Origin of the sequence: Streptomyces lushanensis, from assembly GCF_001700515.1 — a bacterium.
Lineage (GTDB): Bacteria > Actinomycetota > Actinomycetes > Streptomycetales > Streptomycetaceae > Streptomyces > Streptomyces lushanensis.
The window spans coordinates 1-4,156 of record NZ_MAUD01000507.1; the positions used below are offsets into that span (position 1 = coordinate 1).

Consider the following 4,156-nt stretch of genomic DNA (forward strand, 5'->3'; position numbering starts at 1 on the left):
AGATGGGTATGAGAGACAGGTATTAGGGGGAGGACGCGCGTCCCCACATGCGGGGGCGGCGCGGGCAGATACGACGAGGCCCTGGGGGCGATCCCCCCAGGGCCTCGTCGTATCTGCCCGGCGGGCGGGCCCGTCACGCCGGCGTTTCCACCGCGGTGTCGGCGAGCGCCCGGAAGCCTTTGCCGGGTGGCCTTCGGCTCCGAAGTGACACACGTGGGGACACGCCCTGGCGTCCGTTCCCCCGGCGGCTCTAGCGTTGCCGGAGGAACGGGAACCGAGGGGACGCGGCCGACGCGTGCCCGGGTTCCTGATCCGCTGTGCCGCCCCGGCCGGTCCGTGTCCCCAGCACCCGGCCGGGGTCCTCTCCCGCAACCGGGCCGACTCGGTCCGTCGGTCCCGGCCCTCGGAACCGGCCCCTGGCCCCGGGCCCGGTCCCGGCCCTGTGCTCGGGGCCGGACGTACGCGCGGAGGTCAGTCGCCGGAGACCGTGACCTTCTCGTCGTTGTTGAGCTGGTTCACCAGTTGCTTGACCTTGGCCTTGTCCCAGACGAGATTGCCGCCCGTGCTGCCCGAGATCGGCATGTTCATCGACTTGCCGTCGCCGCCCGTCACGCCCTTCATCGCGAAGAACATCTGGCCCAGCGACCACAGGGACATGTCCTTGTCCACGATCAGCGTGTCCAGGCCCGCGCCCATCGTCGGATAGAGCTTGAACGGGTTGAGGATCGTGCCGGGCGTGGCCGTCTGCGAGGCGAGCGCCGCGAGGAACTTCTGCTGGTTCTTCGTACGGTCCAGGTCGCTGTTGGCGAAGGCGTACCGCGTCCTGACGAAGGCCAGCGACTGCTCGCCGTTCAACGTCTGCTTGCCCGCCTGGAAGTCGGCGCCGGACTTCTTGTCCTTGAACGCCTTCGGGATGTCGATCTCCACCCCGCCGATCGCGTCCACGATATTGGCGAAGCCCGCGAAGCCGATCTCGACGTAGTGGTCGATGTGCAGCCCGGTGTTGAACTCGACCGTACGGACGAGCAGCTCGGGGCCGTCCTCCGCGTAGGCCGCGTTGAGCTTGGTCTCACGGCCCGTGTTCGGGAACAGCTTGCCGGACTCGGAACCCCGGAACGAGGGAATCGCCACATTGGAGTCACGCGGCAGCGAGATCAGCGTCGGCCCGTTCGATCCGTCGTGCAGGATCATCATCGAGTCGGTGCGCTTGCCGTCGGCCGAGCCCGTGTGGAGCTTCTTCTTCTCCTCGGCGGACATGCCCTCACGACTGTCCGAACCGACGATCAGATAGTTCGTACCGTCGCCCGCCTCCGGGCGCTCGATGACCTTGGAGAGATCGACCTCGCGCTGGAGCTTGGAGTCGGCCCAGAAGTACGTACCGATGGAGACGCCGAGGACCACGACGACCAGGGTCAGCGCGCCGATCTTGATACGGCGGCGCCAGTCGGGCGCGTACCGGGGCGCGGGCGGGCCGCTCGGCGGAGGCGGCGGGCCGCCTCCGTTGCGTCCGCCGCCGCCACCGGGAGGCGAGCCGTAGACCTGGCCCGTGTTGTAGCCGCTGTCGTACCCCGGCTCGTAGCCCTGGTCGTACCCCTGCGACTGCTGGGGGACGCCACGAGGCTGCACATGCGGCATCACGCGCGCGCCCTCGGGCTGACCGCCCGCACTGCCGCGCCCGTAGCGGTCGACGCGGTTGTCGCGGTCGCCGGTCCATCCGTCGGGCCAATCATTCATGCGGACCAGTGTGCAGGGCGGCGGCGTGTCGCAGACAGGGGAGAGGGAAAATCGGGTCGGGCCTGTTGCCAAGCTGATGCAATGCGCACCGCCCGATGCCCCATGTACGGCCGGTGGCCGTGCCCACCGAGCCCGGACCCCGCCCGACCTGCGCATAAGGTGGGTGCCATGACAGATCAGACCGACCGTCCGGAGTCCCCGATACCGGGCAAGCCCACCTCCGCCTCCCGGACCACGCTCAGTCACATCATGACCGGCAGTGACACCAATCTGCTCGGTACGGTGCACGGTGGCGTGATCATGAAGCTGGTCGACGACGCGGCGGGCGCGGTCGCGGGACGGCACTCCGGCGGGCCCGCGGTCACCGCCTCCATGGACGAGATGGTCTTTCTGGAGCCGGTGCGGGTCGGGGATCTCGTACATGTGAAAGCCCAGGTCAACTGGACGGGCCGGTCCTCGATGGAGGTCGGGGTACGGGTGCTGGCCGAGCGCTGGAACGAGTCCACCCCGGCGACCCAGGTCGGCAGCGCGTATCTGGTCTTCGCGGCCGTCGACGCGGACGGCAGGCCCCGTCCCGTACCGCCGGTGATCCCGGAGACGGAGCGGGACAAGCGGCGCTACCAGGAGGCCCAGATCCGGCGTACGCACCGGCTGGCGCGGCGGCAGGCGATCAAGGAACTACGGGAGAAGCGCGCGGCCGAAGGGTTCGACGACTAGGGACGACCAGGAACGACTGGCGGCGACCAGGGTCGGCCAGGAACGACTGACGGCGACCAGGACCGGCCCGGGACGGCCGCTGGGACCGGCAGGACCGTGGCCGACCGGCTGCCGGCCGTGCTGTCGACGCCCCCGCCCGCCGGTCGCCCCCGCTCCCGGGGCCCGTCAGCGGCATACGCTCTGGTCCCCGGTCACCGTCTCGAACCGGTCCTTCGACGGGGCCTCGACGCGTACCGGCGTCACCGCCCGGAAGTCCGACCCCAGCGTCACCTTGAGCGTCGCGCCCTGCTGCCGCACCGGGCGCAGTTCGCTGCCGGGCAGCGCGGCGGCCAGGGATCTCGCCGAGCGGTCCCAGCGCGGGTCGTACAGCACGACCGTCCGCCGGACATCGTGCTCCGGCGCGTTGAGCGGCACACGGGTCGTGTCGAAGCCGGCGGCGCGCAGCGCCTTGTCGGCGCGTCTGGCCAGCCCGCTCCTGCGTGTCCCGTTGTAGACCTGCACCTTGACCCGTTTCGGCGCCACCTCGACCGGCACGGCCTCCTGTCCGCCGTCGGGCCTCCGCTCCGGCGACCGGCTCGCGTCCGCCGCCGGGCCGTGCTCGCCGTCCCTGCGGCCCGTGCCCTGCATACGGCCCGTGCCCTCCGCGTTCGCCGCCTGCTTCGGCTTCGGTTCGTTCAGCGTGGTCAGCGGCCGGTCCTCGCGCAGTGCCCGGAAGAGCCGCTTCGACTTCACCGGGTCCCATTTCACCGTCGAGCCGACGCCCCTGACCGCGACGCCGGCCCCGCCGTCCGCCAGCGGCACCGAGGTGAACTCCGACGACGCGGCCGAGAAGCCGCGCATCGCCTCGTTGAGGGCGAGCATCTGTTCCGTACCGAATCCCGCGTCGGCCCGGACCGAGGTGAGCATCGCCGAGCTGACGTCCCGGAACTTCACCGGATTGAGCAGCACACCGCTGCTGGTGGCCCGGTCGATCAGCGCGGCCAGGAAGCGCTGCTGGCGCCGCATCCTGCCGAGGTCGGCCGCGCCGTCGATATGCCGGGACCGTACGTACTGCAACGCCTGCCCGCCGTCCAGCTTGTGCGTGCCGGGTGCCAGGTCGAGTCCCGTGTACGAGTCCCTCAGCTCCCTGGGCGTACAGATCTCGACGCCGCCCAGGGCGTCCACCGTCTTCATGAAGCTGGTGAAGTCGACCTCCAGATAGTGGCTGATCTTCACGCCGGTCATATGTTCCAGGGTCCGGACCGTCAGATTCGGCCCGCCCTCCGTGTACGCCGCGTTGAGCTTCACCACATGCGGCTGGTGCTGTTCGCCGGTGGTGGTGTCGATGTGCTCGGGCAGCTCCGTATAGCTGTCGCGCGGCACGCTCACCACGCTCGCGCGCCCGCCGTTGGCCGAGAGATGCACCAGCATGATCGTGTCGGTGCAGTGGCACGGCGCGCCGCCGAGCCGGTACTTCTGCCGCTCCTCCTCCGTGATCTTGTCGCGGCCGTCGGTGCCGACGAGCAGGAGGTTCAGACCGTGGCCCGCGTCGGGCCGGTTCTTCATGTCCTTGAACGCGTCCACCCTGTCGATCTCGGTGTCCAGGCTGCTCACCACCGCGTGGCCGATCCCGCCGGCGCTCAGCACCAGTACGGAGACGGTCGTCGTCACCCGCATCCCCCAGCGGGACCGTCGTCGCTCCGGGGCCGGCGGGATCGGCCACGCG

At 70.3% G+C, this 4,156-nt stretch carries 3 protein-coding genes; 1 reads left to right on the forward strand and 2 read right to left on the reverse strand.

Annotated features, from left to right (window positions below):
- Positions 1 to 471: 471 nt before the first annotated feature.
- A complete protein-coding gene (locus BFF77_RS30490) occupies positions 472 to 1,734 on the reverse strand; it encodes an LCP family protein (RefSeq protein WP_066956478.1) in 1,263 nt (420 codons plus the stop codon).
- Between the two features lie 168 nt (positions 1,735 to 1,902).
- Between BFF77_RS30490 and BFF77_RS30495 the strand changes: the two genes are divergently transcribed.
- The gene (locus tag BFF77_RS30495) at positions 1,903 to 2,451 is read left to right on the forward strand and encodes an acyl-CoA thioesterase (RefSeq protein ID WP_066956481.1); all 549 of its coding nucleotides are present in this window, start codon (positions 1,903 to 1,905) and stop codon (positions 2,449 to 2,451) included.
- 165 nt (positions 2,452 to 2,616) lie between these two features.
- Here the strand turns inward: BFF77_RS30495 and BFF77_RS30500 are convergent, their stop codons facing one another.
- Positions 2,617 to 4,146, reverse strand: coding sequence for an LCP family protein (locus tag BFF77_RS30500; RefSeq protein ID WP_245703868.1), 1,530 nt, complete (start codon positions 4,144 to 4,146; stop codon positions 2,617 to 2,619).
- Between the last annotated feature and the right edge of the window lie 10 nt (positions 4,147 to 4,156).

Bases quoted from the DNA above. Each gene is read 5' to 3' on its own strand.
- BFF77_RS30495 (WP_066956481.1), top strand. From the start codon at position 1,903: ATGACAGATCAGACCGACCGTCCGGAGTCCCCGATACCGGGCAAGCCC.
- BFF77_RS30490 (WP_066956478.1), bottom strand. From the start codon at position 1,734: ATGAATGATTGGCCCGACGGATGGACCGGCGACCGCGACAACCGCGTC.